This is a genomic window from Neobacillus sp. BF23-41 (genome assembly GCF_041106275.1).
The window spans coordinates 1-14,704 of record NZ_JBGBPR010000049.1; the positions used below are offsets into that span (position 1 = coordinate 1).

At 31.3% G+C, this 14,704-nt stretch carries 16 protein-coding genes; 3 read left to right on the forward strand and 13 right to left on the reverse strand.

Annotation, left to right across the window (positions count from 1 at the left end):
• The 10 genes from AB7942_RS29025 to AB7942_RS29070 form a co-directional block, all read right to left on the reverse strand.
• Nucleotides 1-281, reverse strand: a 281-nt coding sequence (locus AB7942_RS29025) for a hypothetical protein (protein WP_369449546.1), incomplete at its 3' end; no start/stop codon positions are given.
• Nucleotides 282-501: 220 nt separating this feature from the next.
• Nucleotides 502-888 carry a hypothetical protein gene (locus tag AB7942_RS29030; RefSeq protein ID WP_369449547.1) on the reverse strand — a complete coding sequence of 129 codons (387 nt, stop codon included), beginning with the start codon at nucleotides 886-888 and terminating at the stop codon, nucleotides 502-504.
• 266 nt (nucleotides 889-1,154) lie between these two features.
• Nucleotides 1,155-2,159: a right-handed parallel beta-helix repeat-containing protein gene (locus AB7942_RS29035; RefSeq protein WP_369449548.1), complete on the reverse strand. Its 1,005-nt coding sequence runs from the start codon at nucleotides 2,157-2,159 to the stop codon at nucleotides 1,155-1,157.
• 207 nt (nucleotides 2,160-2,366) lie between these two features.
• Nucleotides 2,367-2,594, reverse strand: coding sequence for a hypothetical protein (locus AB7942_RS29040; RefSeq protein ID WP_369449549.1), 228 nt, complete (start codon nucleotides 2,592-2,594; stop codon nucleotides 2,367-2,369).
• A 119-nt stretch (nucleotides 2,595-2,713) separates the two neighbouring features.
• Entirely contained in the window at nucleotides 2,714-3,274 is a 561-nt protein-coding gene (locus tag AB7942_RS29045; protein ID WP_369449550.1) for a hypothetical protein, read from the reverse strand.
• A gap of 123 nt (nucleotides 3,275-3,397) precedes the next feature.
• Complete coding sequence (locus AB7942_RS29050) at nucleotides 3,398-3,799, reverse strand: hypothetical protein (protein ID WP_369449551.1); 402 nt, start codon at nucleotides 3,797-3,799, stop codon at nucleotides 3,398-3,400.
• Nucleotides 3,800-3,969: 170 nt separating this feature from the next.
• Nucleotides 3,970-4,323 (reverse strand): hypothetical protein, encoded by a 354-nt coding sequence (locus AB7942_RS29055; RefSeq protein ID WP_369449552.1) that lies wholly within the window; start codon nucleotides 4,321-4,323, stop codon nucleotides 3,970-3,972.
• A gap of 166 nt (nucleotides 4,324-4,489) precedes the next feature.
• Nucleotides 4,490-4,843, reverse strand: coding sequence for a hypothetical protein (locus AB7942_RS29060; RefSeq protein ID WP_369449553.1), 354 nt, complete (start codon nucleotides 4,841-4,843; stop codon nucleotides 4,490-4,492).
• Between the two features lie 909 nt (nucleotides 4,844-5,752).
• Complete coding sequence (locus AB7942_RS29065; RefSeq protein WP_369449554.1) at nucleotides 5,753-6,358, reverse strand: hypothetical protein; 606 nt, start codon at nucleotides 6,356-6,358, stop codon at nucleotides 5,753-5,755.
• 564 nt (nucleotides 6,359-6,922) lie between these two features.
• A complete protein-coding gene (locus AB7942_RS29070; RefSeq protein WP_369449555.1) occupies nucleotides 6,923-7,783 on the reverse strand; it encodes a tyrosine-type recombinase/integrase in 861 nt (286 codons plus the stop codon).
• A 294-nt stretch (nucleotides 7,784-8,077) separates the two neighbouring features.
• On the opposite strand from AB7942_RS29070, the gene AB7942_RS29075 reads away from it, so the two are divergent.
• Nucleotides 8,078-8,923 carry a hypothetical protein gene (locus AB7942_RS29075; protein ID WP_369449556.1) on the forward strand — a complete coding sequence of 282 codons (846 nt, stop codon included), beginning with the start codon at nucleotides 8,078-8,080 and terminating at the stop codon, nucleotides 8,921-8,923.
• 556 nt (nucleotides 8,924-9,479) lie between these two features.
• On the opposite strand, the gene AB7942_RS29080 is transcribed toward AB7942_RS29075, so the two are convergent.
• Nucleotides 9,480-9,704 (reverse strand): hypothetical protein, encoded by a 225-nt coding sequence (locus AB7942_RS29080; RefSeq protein WP_369449557.1) that lies wholly within the window; start codon nucleotides 9,702-9,704, stop codon nucleotides 9,480-9,482.
• A 437-nt stretch (nucleotides 9,705-10,141) separates the two neighbouring features.
• Here AB7942_RS29080 and AB7942_RS29085 point away from each other — a divergent pair, with 437 nt between their 5' ends.
• Nucleotides 10,142-10,792, forward strand: coding sequence for a hypothetical protein (locus tag AB7942_RS29085; RefSeq protein ID WP_369449558.1), 651 nt, complete (start codon nucleotides 10,142-10,144; stop codon nucleotides 10,790-10,792).
• A gap of 289 nt (nucleotides 10,793-11,081) precedes the next feature.
• On the opposite strand, the gene AB7942_RS29090 is transcribed toward AB7942_RS29085, so the two are convergent.
• Nucleotides 11,082-11,969, reverse strand: a complete 888-nt coding sequence (locus AB7942_RS29090; RefSeq protein ID WP_369449559.1) for a hypothetical protein — start codon at nucleotides 11,967-11,969, stop codon at nucleotides 11,082-11,084.
• A 1,000-nt stretch (nucleotides 11,970-12,969) separates the two neighbouring features.
• On the opposite strand from AB7942_RS29090, the gene AB7942_RS29095 reads away from it, so the two are divergent.
• On the forward strand, nucleotides 12,970-13,194 hold the full coding sequence (locus tag AB7942_RS29095; protein ID WP_369449560.1) for a hypothetical protein: 225 nt from the start codon (nucleotides 12,970-12,972) through the stop codon (nucleotides 13,192-13,194).
• A gap of 614 nt (nucleotides 13,195-13,808) precedes the next feature.
• On the opposite strand, the gene AB7942_RS29100 is transcribed toward AB7942_RS29095, so the two are convergent.
• Nucleotides 13,809-14,003, reverse strand: coding sequence for a hypothetical protein (locus AB7942_RS29100; protein ID WP_369449561.1), 195 nt, complete (start codon nucleotides 14,001-14,003; stop codon nucleotides 13,809-13,811).
• Nucleotides 14,004-14,704: the final 701 nt, after the last annotated feature.

Consider the following 14,704-nt stretch of genomic DNA (forward strand, 5'->3'; position numbering starts at 1 on the left):
ACTAAAGTGCCTGAAATTTGGTCATTATAGATAAATGTTATAGTTATTGCCTTTTCATAATTAATTTGTTGGTTGGTTTGTCCAATATATTCAATTTGATTGTATGCATCAACAAGTGACTGAACAGTTTCCTGCTCCACTTTATTATTTCCACTGTATAAACTCTGTCCTAAGCCAATATCAAAATAATCTGCTTTAATTTTCTTTACAGAATTGTAACTACAACCGCTTACAATTAAATACACCATTACTATGGTAGAAATAAATAATGATTTTCTCACAATTCCAATCCCTCCTATCTACACCGATGTAAATGCTTTTCAACTAACATACTCAGGGGTTTCAAAATGTAGTCTCCTTATTTTTTTAAAATTAATAAATTCGACTTGTTTTAGAACAATTCCTTCTTCACCTAACCTGCCCCGTTAGTACAACAAGAAATAGGGATCGCCGCAGCCATCCCGATCTTTAACTCTTGCACCCGTTAGTTGAACAAGAACATTAACAATACTCGCCGTTTTCATCAATTCCAATTGGGTAGTATGGCATTCCACTTATTAGACCGAATAATTCGTAAGGGTCTCCATCGTTCGATAACCAATCAACTGTAAAGTCTTTGGGATTAACATATCCATTGACCCCATTTTTTTCGTTATATATATTTAACTCATTGCAATTTAACCAATATTTCCTAAAAACAGCTATAACTCGACCTGCACAACATATAGGGTCAAATCTTTCCATAATAAAATTCTCAATTTCTTCTTGTGATTTACCTTCACTTAACATTTTTTCTCTTATAGAATCTAATTTGTCTTCTTCAAACGTAACAGCTTTATCGAGTTCCTGAACATATTCATCAAATAAGATTTCATAAGTGTTTTTCATTTTTTATCCCCCGTTATATATTGACTTTACGATAATACCACTGTTCTTCTTACACTAACCTGCTCCTTTAGTTCCATAAAAATGAGACCGCTTTTGACGATCTCGTTGTGTAACTAAAGCACCCGTTAGCTGAATAAGGAACTTGTGTTTATAACGGCTGCGGACACAGCAAAAATAACTTATGGCAGAACTTTTATGGGTACACCTTGTCCAAAAAAAGACCGCCTCTTTAAGTAGGAAACGGTCTTATCATACTTATTCAAATGTTAACTACTGCTTTCGTCACTGCTTTCATGATGATGGTGGTCATGGGCATCGAGGATACTATCATCACAAACTTCATTCCTAAAAAATTGATTGTTCACTCCATTATTTTCAATGTCTTTATCTCCATTATTACATACAAAATTCTCCACGACTTCATTATTATTGGAGTTTAAATCTATTCCGTCATCACCGTTATCTTTAGCTTTATTTCTGATGATGAAATTGTTGTCTTGGTTTATACTAATTCCATCTTTTTTGTTATCGGACGAGGTGTTTTCTTCAATGTAATTGATTCCATCAAATGCCCCATTTACTTCTAATCCATTACTTCCATTATATTTAGTGTCATTTTTAGATAAAATATATCCTTGTCCATTTGTTGAAATTCCATTTTGTCTTGCATGCGAAATTTTATTGCCTAAAACCGCCGCACTATTTATAAACTGAAAAACAATTCCTTCATTTCCAACTTTACGGATAATGTTTTCAAAAATTGTTCCAGCTCTCTCAAAGGAAGTAACATTTATCCCATTATTCAGCACATCCTCAATGGCATTTTGAATAATTAAGACATTTGTTGCAAAAGCGTTTTGAATATTTATACCATTCTCTGAAATTTTTCTTATTTTGTTTTTCCAAATCACACAAAGTGAATCGCTGTTGTTAACAATGGTTATTCCATCCTTGCCTATATTTTGAATAGTATTTTCGATATATGATGCTATTTGTGAAAAACCCTCTTGTTTTATACCGTATTCCAAGTAGTTTTGTATTTTAAATCCTTTAATTTCTATATTTGAATTAGCAACTCTAAATCCATACAATAACGAATTTTCCCCATCAAGAATAGCCCCTTTTTCTGCAATAATTGCAATAGATTTCCCTATTATATCCACACTTTCATTGTAATTCCCTTTTTTCACAAAGATTAAATCATCTGACATTGCATCAATTACGGCAGATTGTATTGTAGGTGCATCTTTAGGAACCACGATAATAGCCAATTTTGCTGCACTCCCTCTCATAAATAGCTTAAAATATATTTAATGCAAGCCCACTATATTATGAAAGGTATAAACAACTATATTGACACAAAGATTTATATCTAAGTTCCAATTAAACTATTCTGCATCGTTAGTTCAACAAGAAAAAAGACCGCCGCAGCGATCATCATCTTTAACTATTGCACCCGTTAGTTAAACAAGCCAGTATCAAAAAAAATTCATTACTATAGCAAATATGCCAAACAATATGAGTAGTATTCCAAACAAAAATATCCCTGTTACATATTCAAATATGGTAAAGAAAAAGGCTACCTTGTCTATCTTACTTCGCTCTTCAAATATAAATTTTACACCATCTTTAACTTCATAAAAACTAAGTGAACTTAAACCAAATCCAACAATAATGCAACTAATTCCTACATATAAAAGTGTCATAATCTATTTTCTCCAATTATTATTTCAAAAGGTCTGTACTAGTATATGGTTTACGTCCTCAAGCTTTAACTTTCATTTAGTTTGTTTCACTAAAGCACCCGTTAGTTGAACAAGAATCTTTATTTAGAGATATTTGGAAAGTAGGGATATTTATTAATTTCGGGGTATTTTCTTAATAAAGATTCGATATACATTTCTACACTTTCGATACATCCTTCTTTAAAATCGTCATATTTCATAGAATTATATTCAGTATTGGGCATTTCTTTTTGAAAGCAGAGCTTTTTTCCATCATACCAATAATACTTATCTTCTTCCCAATCTCCAACACAGGATGCTATAGAAACTAGGTCCTTTTTTTCCTCCAAAAGAACACAAAGCTGTATACTGGTTTGGTCATCTTGTAAAAAATATTGTTTGTTCACTTTCAACATTTTAGGAGCAGCTAATAGAGAATGAATAAAAGGGAATACAGGAACACTAATCCCACTCTTATTGATATAATACTCAGTAAACTCGGAATCACCGTAATAAGACGGTGAAAAATTTTTAAAAAATGACTGACCATTTATATGAATATCTAATCGACACCAAAAATCTATATCAACTAAATCATTATCAAACAGTTCAGGTAAAACTTCATCTGGTTCTGTATGGAAGATAAATTTAAGTTTTGTCATACTTATTAAGCCCCTTTACGACAGAAAACCCTTAACTGCCAACCTTTTTCTTTCATAAACGCACCCGTTAGCGTAAGTACAATATTTCACAAACTATTGTGAGCAAAGCGTGATTATTAATTATTAAATTTCATCTTTATTTCTCTGTTCCAACCAATCCCAATAAGCACCATAAATCTCATCGTGCAGAAATTCTTCGTTCTCTTCATCCTCATTGGGCTCACTTAGTGTTAATCCCAGCCAAGTCTCATCAACCTCAACGATTTCTGGGTCTCTTACAGCGTCCAATAGTGCTAAAGCATCGTGGAATGCCCCTAGAATAGCATCTCTGACCGTTTTTTCAATTGCTGATAAGACTACATCATCAAAATTATAATTTTTTAAACCATTTACTTCTTCATCGCACAACTTAAACTCATCCCATACAATGTTATCCTCGGATGGGTCTGTAAGTTGATTTCGTATCTCTGAGCTATTTTTAATTATTTCGTGTAGTTCAATTAAAAACACTTTCCTTGGGTCCATAATGAACTTCAACCTCCGCTTGTTGTAGAACTTTATAAGTAATCTATTTTGCTTTGTATAACTTTTTGCTTCTTAAATATTCTGCCCCGTTACTTCAGAAAGAAAAGCCATCATTTTGGCAGCTATATCTTCAACATTTATCTCGTTTGTTTAAAAAGAAACGAGATAAATTAATTCCCCATAATCCATAAGGTATCCTCGTCTTGACTATGAGTTATTTTTTCAAGGAGTTCAATTAAAGAAGGAATGAAGTAATCAATTACCGAGTCATTTACAACAGATTTTATAAAAAGCAATTCGTCAATTAGTGAGAATACTTGAGTTTTATTAAATTTGACATCCCCATAAATATCAATCATAGGGATATAGTGTAATTGATAAGCCTTACCGATATATTTCACTCTCGAACATAGAGATTGTGACAAATAATATGCGTTTTCCTCTAAATCCCTATTAATTGAAAAACAAATATCTTCCTCATCTTTATATCTCTTCAGGTCAAATAATCGGTTATATTTATCCATTTAACTCACCCTTTATATCAACATCTAACCATACAATTCGGTAGTACCATCCTGGAATCCTTCTTCAAGTAACCTGCTTCGTTAGTTGAACAAGAAAAAGGATCGCCGCAGCAACACCCCTTGTTAAACTCAAGCACCCGTTAGTGAACAAGGTCATTAGGACGAATTAATTATAATAGTCCTTTAAATTACCATTGTCCCACTCTTGTAAAAGATAATATGAGTCAAACTCTAAGTCCTTTGACAAAGTTGCAACTTCCAAAATAACTTCTTTCGCCTTTTTTTCATTGACGGAGAGTAAATGTATTGCAGCGGTATATCTTACATACATATGGGAATGTTCTAATAAACGATATAATGATTCTATGCCTTTTGGATGATTCTTTAGGATTTTGAAATTTTTGTATTTTCTATCATATAGCTTATTTGTTTTTCTGGAATTAACTACTACTTCATATGCTGAAACTCCATAATCTATTGCAGATTCAAAGCACTTTTCAATAATCTCTTCTAGCTCCATACTTCACCTCGTTTTGGTTACGTTCATAACTAGCTTCTGCATCCTTATTCAATTAACCTGCTTCGTTAGTGAAACAAGAAAAGCTGCCTCAATGACAGCTCTGATCTTTAACTCAAGCACCCTTTAGTTCAATAAGGATGTGCTTGTTAGTTATTACTCTTTTATTAAAATACCTAGAAAAATTAAAAATGCCCCAATTATATACATTAGCCATCTTGTTACCCTTGCAGGAAAAGTTGGTATCCATGCCTCAAATAATACAGAATCTTTGTTTGCCTAATGAATTCATCATCTATTTTTTTTGTGAGAAAAATGAACAAACACCCTATCAAGGCAAAAAACACCTTTAAAAATACAACGCTCATTCTATTGTTCTCCTCTTTTTACAACTAGATTGACCTTACATATACCTTTATTTTGGCACATACCTTGGAAGAAAAAAATAATATTTCTTATTAAGCTAACCTGCACCGTTAGTGGAACAAGTAAAAAAAGCTGCCCCGATGACAGCCCTCATTCCTCCTAGTTACTTCTTTATATGTTTCTTGGGATTATGCTTTATTTCAGAGAAATGCACTAATAAAATTTGATGATTCCGCTCTCCTTCTTTCACAATTTCACAATAACCAGATTCGTATTTAAAAAGAAGAATGTAATCTTTTCCTTGAAAATTAATTGGAGTTCTTTCCATGTTTATCACCTTCAGGCTCTTTTAAATAATAATAAATGATTATAGTCCCTAAGTCTGTGGATATTTTGTTACCAAATAGGTGTAGCTTCCGATAGAGTAGTTAAACTAAATTGCCCCTTTACTTAATAACGATAACAAAAACAACTACCGAAACAGTAGTCCAATTATTGTTATGCTAAAGCCCCAGTTAAATTTGAACCAATCTGAGCAGTCTGAGGCTAATCTACGTCAAATAAGTGATTTCTACCGAAAGAAATTCTTTCTCCATTATCATTTATAACGGCTAATTCTTCCATTCCTCCCATAGCAGAATCATACATAGGTTGATAATACTTCCCGATTGTTAAATGATAATCTTTTGATGAAGCATTCGGAAGGTGAAACCAACATACACCATCGAATACAGTTCCTCCATCATATCTAACTTTATTTCCTTTATCCTCAGGTGATAGTTTAGGTGATATAGAGGTAGACGCATCATCTAAAGCATTTCTAAAACAAGCTAATGATCTTTGTAATGCATCTATATACATATCTATAGACATTCTTTTTGGAGGTATAGTCGTTGGGTTAGTACTAATTACATTTATAGTTTGAGAATTTTCATCCCACATTACATTTGCTCCTACTTTTGAGAATTGGGCAATTGGAACATAAACATATTCATACTGAGCACCCTTTGGTTTGTAATTCAATGCTTGATACGGAGGTACATTTATGTTTACGCCATTAACATTTACAGGAGTGCTAAGCGTATACGCAGTAACTGGTTTGTACTGTCTGTATGGATTCATATACCAATCACAATAAGATGAATAATCCATTACATGAACTCCTTTCATTGGAGGAAATACTGTTTATGCATTGTATTCGCCCTATAAGAATCGGTAACCGAAAACAATTGTTTGTTACCAAAAACAATAAAATTATTATATAAACTTTTATAAAAGGAGTTTACAAAAATAGATTTTATGAATCCTCTAAACCTTAAGAAAAATTCTTTTTAATAAGGTTTTATAACGTTACGAGTTGAGATCTTGCCATGATGCATTAGCTGCCTTGAGGTTCGCCTGTTTCTGGCTTATAAATGTCCAAAGGTGCTATATAATAAGGAGTCGTCTGGAGAATAAACATTCTGTGTGGTCAGGTGTGCTGCAATCTATATAGCGATTTGAAATTTTCCACAGGATGTTTTTCCACCCCCGGACTACCTACTAGATAAAACTACTGTTTTATATTCTATAATAAGTTCTTACACCTATTACGAATCATTCTAACGACTTATTTGATTATTTAAGAGACAAGAACTACAGGAGGGCTAAACCGACTGTAAAACACTTATATGAAGTCTATAAGGCAAACAAAAAAATAGCTTTTAAGCTATCCTTTTATAGTTCATTCATTTTATTAATTAATTCTTGTTTACTTGGGTTTGTATAAAGTAACGTTGTATGAATATTCGAATGTCCTGCTTGATTTGCGACTTCATGCACACTCATTCCCCTTGTGATAGCATGACTACAAAAATAATGCCTTAAATCATGAGGGGTAATAATAATATCCTTCTTTAATTTCTCTGAGAAATCTTTAAAGATCTTATTTACTGTTGTACGATCTAATTGTTTTCCTCTATTACTAATATAAAGATTTTCGCTTTCAACTTCACCACGTTCTTTTAGATATGCTCGTAAAGCATCTTTAACTTTATCATTCATGAACACAGTCCTCGTTTTATCTCCTTTTCCATCCTTTACAATAATTTCACGACTGATTAAATTAAAATCATTCATTTTTAGATTTAGTGCTTCACTTATTCTTAATCCACCATATGCCAACAACGTGACTAAGGAATAATTCCGCTTATTTCCACTCTCTAAAATTAATTGTCTGAACTTTTCAACGTCTTTATGTTCCACCTTTGCTAACGAAGCGTATTGCTGTTGTACTTTTTGAAAATCTTTTTTAGTGATAACCATTTCCTTTTGCTGCTTATTCTCCACTAAATACTCATTAAACTTCACTAAGGCATTAATTTTTGTATTAATCGTTTTGGGTTTCGATTTCTTTATAGTTTTAAGAAATGAAATATATTCCTTCACGTTTTCCCTGTGTAACTTTGAAAAATTAACATCCTTCGATTCAGTAAACCATTTTAGATAACCATTTACATTCTGGATATATCCTTTAATTGTGTTTTCGCTCTTATCATCATTTATTAAATACTGATGAAACTGCTCGACTAAGTTCATTATTCACCCCTCCTATTAACTATGTTGAATTTAAATATTATGTATTCCAATAAACTATGTTGAATTATCTATCTAAATAATATCATATATTAAATCTTTATTCAACATAGTTTATGTTATGTTGAATAAATAATTACATAAAAAACATTCTAAAAATGAACGCTAATATAAAATCTAAAATGCAAGAAAGGAATTATTGAAAATACGAATTCCTTATCGAAAATGAATCGTCGGATAGGTTCTTTCACTAACCTGCTTCAATAGTTGAAGCAAGAAGAGAAGTTATAAAAAGATGTGAAGATAAAAAAGAGTAAAGGTAAATCTCCAATAGCAGGAAAGGGGTTAATTCATGTTGAATTAAGAATTAATAAAAAAATTTTACAAGGGAACTTTCTAGCCTTTAAATTGGAAATTGAGAGGTGTAATATGGAGAAATTACTTGAAGGAAAACGAATATTTAGGCAAGATGGTGAAGCTGATCGGTATCTTTTATTATCTGAAGATTTTATTCAAAAGTATTATTATTTTTATGAGGTTATTGCAATAAAAAAAGGGGAATTGCTTTACCCTCACAAGTGGTTAAAGTACAGTTGTTCAGTATTGTTCCCATTAGATTCATTTAACCTTACAGACTACGAATATATATTTTCTACCGACAAATGGTTGGCTAATGATATTAAGACGGCACTTGAGCCCTTTCTTGAAATTCAAATTGACAATCAACTCAATGCTTTATTAGAACTTACTGAAATCCCTAGAGGTTCTGAGTTAGGAATTAGAGAATCACTTGAAAAGGAAGCATATAAAGAGAAAGATTTATCCATTATTGAGGCATTTTCATGCCCTAACCAAGACAATCGGTTCATTATATTGGATTCAGAATTTAGTGATGATGATATTACATATGAACGCACTAAAGACTTTGCTGATAAAGTCATTTTAGATTCTTATCAAAGAAGACTTGGAAATTATACAGAATATCTATATAAATTAGCGCCTTCCAAAAATTCAGATTCATATTACCTTTCAGAGATATCTTGGTATTATAGAGGCATAGACGAATTAGGTAATTTTGATTTTTTGAAATTAATTTATGATATTGAAGATATGTTGCCCTTTACATCTTTTTTTAAATTGTAGCTACTTTATTAATTTAGTACGATTTTAGTCTCCTTTCTAAGATTTATCATAATTAAGAAAAACAAAAGCTTCCATAATTTTAAGTGGAAGTTTTTTTGTCATGACATTTTAATATAGCATGAGATATTTTAAGTTTTATTGAAAAAAGTATACCGACTATTAGCTGGTTTAGTTCAATAAAAACCATGTAATTCTTTCAATAAATTCATACATTCGTTAAGGATTATCGAAATTGAATCGTCATTCAGTTTAATAATACTTCAAACCCTTGAAAATCCTAGCTTTGTAGTGTTTTTATTATCTGTCGTTCATTCTGTCGAAAACACGATAGAAAAGCCATTTAAAAGGCTTTCTTAGTATGTTTCACACAGTCTATCGAATAATAACAAGATTGATTCACCACATGTCTTTAATGCGTTATTCCGCTAAATCAAGTAAACAAAAAAAGACCGCTTCTAATGCAGTCTGTTTTTCATATTAAAACGTTGAAGTTTATGAGAAATTTTAAACTTTACTAAAAGTTGGATTAAAAATTATTTATAGTATACTTTCTTGTTTAGTCAGTTAAAGCCTCTTTCAAAATTCCGCTAATATTCTCTCTATCGTTATACACCAATTCCTCAAGATCGATTGGCAAGGTAGCTTCGATTTCAACGTCTCTAATTGGCATTTCAATTCTAATAATCCTATTTCCTAAATGTAAAGTAAATTTTATCATTCTTATTTGATTTTCGTCCTGTTGAAAGATTTTACCTACTATAATAGCTACTTGCTTCCTCAACAATCCTGCTTCGTTATTCGAATAAGAAAAAGACTGCAACAGCAGCCTTGCTTTCTCGAACTCAAGCACCCTTTAGTTCAAATAGTTATTATTTTGACTAGTTTTTTTGAAAGTAACTTTAAATAACAAGGAAAGAAGAATGCTGTAATCGCCTGTCTAGTGCGGTCTTAAATTCAGGATAATCTAACCAATCATAAATAGTTTGACGTACAATTCCACAACGCTTTGCTATCTCTATCTTTGGCAGCTCTCCCTTGTTAACAATTGAATACATAACGTTTTTCTATTTTTTATTAAATCCATTGTTTCACCTCTTTACATCTTACATTTAGTTGACACTTTAGTTTATCTAGGAATAATAAATATATATATTTTCATTCCATTTCACTGAAATACATTTTACAATTATCGTACAAACAATAAAGGAGGAATAATATTTGATCAGAAGACCTATTCTTGGATTTGCTGAATTTCTTTTCGATTACAAAATGGATACACTTGAAGATCTTATAAAAAATATGGAATATTCTTTGGCAAAAGATCTTGATAACTTTGAAAAATATGTTGAAGAACAAGCTAAAGAATATAATGAAGAGCAGAAACAAGAATACTACGACTACATGTCCGATGAATACTGGAAATACAAAGATGATTACCCTCAAATAGTAAGAAAATCATTTTTTCTTCAAGCTTACTTCTCTTTTGAACATTTATTAATTGAAATTTGTAAGCATTTTAAAAGGAAATTAGATCTAAAATTAGAAGTCAAGGATATCAATGGTCAAGGATTAGAAAGATCGAAAATATACATTTCAAAAGTAATTGGAGTATCCTCACCCTTTCAAACTCCAAATTGGACAAAGATACAGCATTACAATCAAATTAGAAATTCATTTGTTCACAATGCTGGTGAATATGATGAAAATAACAAAAAACATAAAGCAGCACATCAACAACTAAAAAATGTAGATGTGAAAAACTTTGAATTTATGTTTAACGAAGAGTTTTGTATTGAAGTAATAAATACTTTACGTGAATTCACAAAACTTATTAGAAGTGAATTTGAAACAGTGGGTAATAATAAATAGTTACCCACTTAATTCTTTAAATTCTTCAACCCTTCGATCTCCTTTTTCATGTCATCTGTATTTAATTCAAGTTGTATTTTTGTAAAATAAATTTCCTTTAATAATTGATCATGCTTTTCTTTATCTTTACGATTAAACCATAATGAAAACTCAAGATTCATAGCTTTATCGTTTGAAAGGCAAGGCGGGTAACTTCCCCGAACTTAAGGGAAGTGGGCTGCAAGCCTATGTATTCTGTATATGTAGTAAAATCAATATGTGAATGACTTTTTCAACTGTATAATTTCGATTAAGATGAAATACGTATATTTGCTAATTCAAAAAGGTTTAACAAGGTGCAATCTGGTGCAGTTCCATTCATCCAAACTAACTTAGGATTAATAGTTACTTTTGCGACCTTACCAACTTTGCTAACCATGAACACGAATTCATTCCCAATTTTAATAGTTAATGCCCTTCGTACAAAGTTTTTCTTATCCATTGCATCAGAAATACCTAACAGTTCAGCAACTTCTTGAGGTGAATACAAATCATCTGCTGAATAAGTTGGTATTTCAACTACCTTACATAATTCATTAGTGAACTTATTGACATATGGCAGTAATCTGAATATGACAGACAATGATTTAGGTTTATTACCTTCATACAATTCTTGTAATGTTTGATCATAAGTTCTATAGCAGTTATTTATCTTGTTACCGTGTAATTGCGGTTTCCCTTTAAAACAAAGTTTTTTATCCCACTTTAAACCACCATTCTCTTTAGATAAGAATCCTGTTTCAATTAATTTCTTATAGAAGTTATTGAAAGCATTGTATTTCCCTGTAATCTTTACATACTTACTCAACAGCTTCTTATCCATGGATATGTTATTATTTGTCATAAGGAATCCATCATAATCAACAAAGCTACCGATATACATAATTGCTACTCTTTCAGTATCATTGAATAATCCATTAGAAAATAATGCATTAACACTTTCACGTAATGTAAATGTATAACTACTACCAACAGATTCATTAAACTTTTGCATTTCAGCACCTTTTTCAGTCAAACGTCTATGAGCATCGACCTGTCGTAAATCAGTCAGTTTGTAATTAACACCCACCCCTGTTGGAATTATTGCTCCAACAACAACCTCACCAGTTTCCATGTCCATAAATTTTCTTTTCTTCATTACACTTTTCTCCTTTACTCATTTAGTTTTCAAAGAACACTACCGCACAAATTCCAAAGTGCACGGAATTAGTTTGGTTAAGCGTCTAAATTCCACTAAGGTTCCATTTAGCCACTTGAAATTTAATTTATTTCTTATTCGATAATGTACAATTGTGATTAGTTTTCTAGTTGTAACCTCAAGTTTAAATTCTAGATATAGAAGGACGAAATCAATAAAAAACGGCTGTATCCTTTGTGGCTCTAAGGACAAAGGCACTTTTTTTATTTAGTTCCAAATGACACCTATTCGGTTGTTTTTTGGTTCCAAATGACACCTTTTTATAATGAAATCAATTTATATAAAAAGAGGTATAATTCTTCAAGCCTAACTTGACTAAACTTAAGATTACCATTTTTAAAGTTAACTAGGTTTTGATAATTCCAATCTAATTTCTTTGCAATGAATTTTATTTTCATCCCCTTCTCTTTTAATATTTGAATCAATTACTTCTCACTTCATATCCTGAATACACTTTGATCACCCCCTTTCAATGCCTATAAAAGTAAGCGCAAAAAAATAATAACCACAAATACCATATGTCGAGTTTCGACCCCTTGAGGCTCTAGGTTTCAAACCACTTTTCTAAACCATACATTTTTATAACGCCTTACCCTCCTTAGTAGGTGATTAACGAATTCCTCAAACACGCATTAAATCAACATTTGTTAATAAAAATCAATTAATAAATTTTATTTGGTTAGGTATATCCATTAATCAAGGACGTTATCTGGCTTTCCTATCATTGATTCACTTTGATTTAAGTTAAACTAATACAAATTCACCTAAAACTGTATTACTCTATCCAGGTTAAATCTAGAGAACCTTGTAAACTTTATTCTACTTTTATTTAGTTATTATTAATTCCATGTTAAGAAACATGCCATTGTATTCTTTAACCCACTCCCTTCGAATAAAATTAAGCTGTAAATATTCTTTCTTAGGAGGTATATGCTTTTATATGGCTAATTTAAAAGATAAATTTACTGTTGAGGACATCAAAGAGTTAGACCGAAAGCTTAATCGTATTTATTATCATGCTACACACGGAATCACCATAACAAATTCAGGGGTTACAGAAATTCAGTTATTAAACGTAATAGACAATCTATGCAGAGCATCTGGTATGCTATGTGACATGCTTGAACAACAGTTAGAAGGAAATATTGAAACAGTCGATCCTTAAGGATACATTGTTCGAAAGATAGGTTCTGCTGAAAATGGGATTGAAAATTTCTTAAAGGTTAAAAAAATAGATATATATTAACTACCTTGGAGGCTCATAATGAGCTTTTTTTTAATCTTTCAGACTCATTCAGCGTTGATTCACGTTGTTTTACTTCCGTTTAATATAAATACACCTTAAATTGGATTACACTATCCAGATTAATATCTAATGACTCTCCAGACGTTTTAAGTTGTTTTGAAATCATCTGTTTCACCTCATTAAATTTATTTATAAAAAAACTTGTAAACTAGAAATATTGCTGTATACTATGTATTAAGAGTTTAATATTATTAATTTGCCAAAGAACATCAAAAATTGAATATAAGCTATAAAAAGCAGGCGAAACCTAATAATAGGTTCGTTATATTTGCGTTCCACTCTTTAATATACCAACATATTAGTCTACCGTAAATAGGTTTTGTGAAATTTTTTAAAATAATTTTATTTTCGTTTATATGCTATATTTTAGCTATTTATTTCGAATTGGCAAATACGTAATTAAATTATTTATTAAAAAAAGAAAAACCGCCAAACATACTCGGCAGTTCATAGTCCAAAACTTCTTTATTAATCTACGGCTTACTACAATCTGCAGCCCATTTACTCAATTTAGTTTGATAATCATTGTAAGCATTCTGACAATCTGGTGAATGTTCTCCCTCTACTTTGCATGAAGCAGCGTGTTTAGTTTGCCAATCTCTCCGAGCGTTTTCAGCCAGATCGTATAGTTTTTTACATTCTTCTTCACTCGTTTTTTTTCCACTCATTGGCTTGCCTCCCACATGTATTTTCACAGAATTAATGTTATCATTCTCATTTTGATTAAAAAGTATTCATTACTTTTCCCCCTTTAATCCTCTAAACTATTGGATTTATCCATTCCAAAATACAAACCCATTGCAAAAGTAAAAATTGAGAAAAACACTAAAAATGTAGTCATTTACCTAATCCCCCTTTTTGATATGATTGCTTAATAATTTGATCCATGATGCTGTGTACTCTTTTCGAAAATCCCTGCTGTATTTCTTGGTATGTAGAAAATTTGTTTCATTTGCTAAGCATGGATGTCCCTAATAGAATTCTTTATACTGCTTCTCTCTAAGGTGGGTATCTAACTCAACTATGCTGCTCATGTTATTCTCGCTTTCTTTAGTAAGAATGAGGGGGAAATCCCCCCCATTAGTAAGTTAATTGATCAGCATCTTCAATTTCATATCCGTTCTCATCCAGGACGATGCTGAATAATAGCTCGTCCTTTTTTATTTGATAATATTAAAATCTTCGGTTATCATTAAAATGTTAAGAAAATGTAGGACACTTTAAAATATGTTGGATAATTTATCACCTTGAAATGCTATTACAGCAATGTTTTTTAACTGATATGTACTATAAACCTACTCTCAAAACGTGGGACTTGTTCAGCTATCTGGTGTAAAAAGCAAAAACGTCATTTATACCATGGGCGGGA